General features: G+C 62.3%; 3 protein-coding genes. All 3 read left to right on the forward strand.

Going from position 1 to position 2,637, the window contains the following annotated elements; all coding sequences use genetic code 11:
* The first annotated feature begins 75 nt into the window (after nt 1-75).
* Entirely contained in the window at nt 76-1,080 is a 1,005-nt protein-coding gene (locus tag AB4Y99_RS26920) for a cation diffusion facilitator family transporter (protein ID WP_441525487.1), read from the forward strand.
* Nucleotides 1,081-1,186: 106 nt separating this feature from the next.
* Nucleotides 1,187-2,338, forward strand: a complete 1,152-nt coding sequence (locus AB4Y99_RS26925; RefSeq protein WP_441525488.1) for an alkene reductase — start codon at nt 1,187-1,189, stop codon at nt 2,336-2,338.
* The coding region (locus tag AB4Y99_RS26930; protein WP_441525489.1) for a hypothetical protein at nt 2,335-2,637 on the forward strand (303 nt) is incomplete at its 3' end. The genes AB4Y99_RS26925 and AB4Y99_RS26930, both read left to right, overlap by 4 nt.

Genomic DNA, 2,637 nt, shown 5'->3' on the forward strand with positions numbered 1-2,637 from the left:
TCGGGGTCTTCTATCTGTCGTTCCCTTCCGCGCATTTGCGCGGCTTCCCCGATTAGGGCTTCGAGAGGCGTGGCGATGCGGCGAAGTGCGCTTGTAGGCCGTCTTCTCGGTGCAACCACGTTCTCATCCGATGGAAACGGCGCGGCCCATCGCCGCGAGATCATCGTCGCAGTCGCTTTGGTCGGCGACGCGTTCGTGGCGCTCATGAAGTTCGCCGCCGCCTATGCCACGGGCAGTTCGGCCATGTTTGCCGAGGGCATGCATTCCGTGATGGACGGGGTGACGGAAGCCGCTCTGCTCTATGGTGTTCTTGCCTCGCGCAGGCCAGCGACCTCGCATCATCAGCTTGGCTTCGGTAGGGAGATCTTCTTCTGGAGCTTCGTTGCCGCACTTCTGATCTTTGCGGCTGGAGCCGGGAGCGCGATGCATGACGGGGTCATGCAGATCATGGCTCCCCAGCCGATCACCAACGCCAGAATCAGCTATTCGGTCCTGTTCTCGGCGCTGGTCGTGGAGGTCGCGTGCACGGGCTTCGCGCTGTGCCACGCTGCTGGTTCCACCAAACCGAACGTTCTCGTCAATTATGTCCGCTCGACGCGCGATAGCGCTTCCCTAACGATATTGTTTGGTGGGGCGGCCGGTATCGTCGGGCTCTTCCTGGCTGCCACCGGCATAGGCCTTGGCATGCTCTTCGACCAGCCGTCGCTCGATGGAATGGCGTCGATCGGGATCGCGACCCTCCTGGCTTTGACCGCGGTCGTCCTGGCGGCTCAGGGCCGTTCGCTTCTCATCGGTCTTGCGGCATCTCCGGCCAAGGTCCGTGCCATCAAGGAGTTGGCTGCGAGCGTCGAGGGAATCGAGGCCGTCAATGGCGCCATTACGGTCCAGCTCTCCCCCGATCAGATTCTCGTCGCGCTCAGTCTTGCGATGACGCCGGCAATGCGGACGGCTGACATTGAGGATGCCGTCGTCTTGCTCGACGTCGCGATGAAAACGAAGCATCCAGAGATCGCCGCGCTGTTGGTCAAGCCGCAAAGTCGGCAGCATTACGCCGATCTCGGAGCGGATCATATCTGGTGAATATGTCGTTGCGAGTCGCAACACGCGGTACACGTCAGTATAATTGCAGCAAGCAGGCAACCGAGTAGATCATATCCGTGCCGATTTTATACAGGGATGGATCGATATGAGCATTGATACGCTATTTTCTCCTGCGAGTTTTGGCGCTTTATCGCTCAAAAACCGCGTTGTGATGCCTGCGTTGTCGCGGATGCGCGCCACCCCCGACGGCATACCGCAATTGATGAGCGCCACATATTATGCTCAGCGCGCCTCCGCCGGATTGATCGTGACGGAGGCAACGGCGATCAGCGTGCAAGGTCATGGCTATCCGCAGATGCCCGRGATTCACACCGCCGAGCAAATGGCAGGGTGGCGCCAAGTGACCGACGCCGTTCACGCCCAGGGCGGGACGATCGTCCTCCAGATCGTCCATCACGGCCGCTGGTCGCATTCGTCCTATAATCCCGATGGCAGCCTGCCCGTGGCACCGTCGGCGATTGCCGCCCCCGGGATGGCCTATATTCCGACCTTCGAGCAACGTCCCTACGAGACGCCGCGAGCCCTGGAGTTGGCTGACATGCCGGGCATTGTGGCGGACTTCCGGCAGGCTGCCGCAAACGCGATGGAAGCCGGATTCGACGGCGTCGAGATCCACGGGGCCAACGGTTTCCTGCTCGACCAGTTCCTGCAGGACGGCAGCAACCATCGCATCGATGCCTATGGTGGATCGATCGAAAACCGAAGCCGCTTTCTGCTGGAGGTCGTGGATGGAATCACGGCCGATATCGGGGCCGACCGCACCGCGGTCAGGCTTTCGCCGCATGGCAACCTGGGAGGTCTCAGCGACAGTGATCCGGTGACGCATTTCAGCTATGTCATCGGCGAGTTGAACAGATACGACCTCGCCTATCTCCATCTCATCGAGCCGCGCGGATCTTCCGCCGGCATCGGCGATGACGCCAGCATCGACAGCGCCGACAATCTCAAGCTCTTCGCCGGGCTGTTCTCCGGCCCGGTCATCACGGCCGGGGGCTATACGATCGGAAAAGGCATCACCGCGCTGGAGACGGGACTGGCCGCCGCCGTTGCTTTCGGCCGCATGTTCATCGCCAATCCGGATCTTCCGCGACGCATCCGCCTCGGAGCGGAACTGAGCGCATTCGACCGGTCGACGGCCTATGGCGGGGGTGAGCACGGCTACACGGACTATCCCTCACTCGACGGAGACGCGCCCGCCCGCGAGCCCGCAGCGCACGCCCAGGCGACCGCGTCATGAGCTCGGCCGGCGGCATAGCAGGTGTCGGGACTATTCCCGGCCAGGCCTGGTTCGACATCATCAAGCGCCCGACGGTGGAAGAGTTCGCCGCCGCGTTCTCTCCGAACGCCGTTCTTGAGGCATCGGTGGTCAGCGGCGTGGTCCGGGGAGCGACCGATATCCGACATGTCTTCAACGCGACGCGCGCCATGTACGACAAGATCGCATTCGTGCATCAAGCCGACGATGGCGCGAGCACCTATCTCGAATGGGAAGGCAGCTTCCATGGCCGGCCGGTCGCCGGCGTCACGATTCTCGCG

This window comes from Allobosea sp. TAB14 (assembly GCF_052113865.1).
Taxonomy (GTDB): domain Bacteria; phylum Pseudomonadota; class Alphaproteobacteria; order Rhizobiales; family Beijerinckiaceae; genus Allobosea; species Allobosea spartocytisi.

Bases quoted from the DNA above. Each gene is read 5' to 3' on its own strand.
- AB4Y99_RS26920 (WP_441525487.1), top strand. From the start codon at position 76: ATGCGGCGAAGTGCGCTTGTAGGCCGTCTTCTCGGTGCAACCACGTTC.